1 protein-coding gene is annotated in these 526 nt (G+C 43.2%); it reads right to left on the reverse strand.

The window, feature by feature from the left end; all coding sequences use genetic code 11:
- Positions 1-54: 54 nt before the first annotated feature.
- Positions 55-492 carry an IS200/IS605 family transposase gene (tnpA, locus tag ACFQ03_RS25810; RefSeq protein ID WP_144873665.1) on the reverse strand — a complete coding sequence of 146 codons (438 nt, stop codon included), beginning with the start codon at positions 490-492 and terminating at the stop codon, positions 55-57.
- Between the last annotated feature and the right edge of the window lie 34 nt (positions 493-526).

Genomic DNA, 526 nt, shown 5'->3' on the forward strand with positions numbered 1-526 from the left:
GTAAGAGTAAAACTCTTCTAAATGTCCTTACGCTCAAGCGTACTTCAACAACGACTAAAACTCGTCCTCAATCTTGAAAATTTCGTTCTTCTCGCCACTAAATTGATTGGCAATGTAATTTCGAATCATTTCTTCCGTGACATTTCCTACTGTCGCACAAAAATATCCCCTTGCCCACAAGTGTTGACCCCAGTAGCGTTTCTTTAGTTCTGGAAATTCTTCTTGCAGCAATCGCGATGATCTTCCTTTTAGATACTGTACAACTTTACTCGGGGCTAGGCTTGGCGGACAGGACAGCAATAAGTGAATGTGCTCTTTACCTACACTTCCCTGCAATATTCCGATCCTTCTCGCCTCGCACCCTTGCCGGATCAACTCCCGCGTCCTTACCGCCAATTGCCCTTTCAGTATCTGATATCTGTACTTTGTAACCCATATCACATGATATTTGATGTCGTAGACCGCATGACTGTTTTTCTGGTATCCTTCCATACTTTCACCCCTTCAGTAAAAGTATTTCCAGATC

Source organism: Paenibacillus residui, from assembly GCF_042677205.1.
GTDB lineage: Bacteria > Bacillota > Bacilli > Paenibacillales > NBRC-103111 > Paenibacillus_L > Paenibacillus_L residui.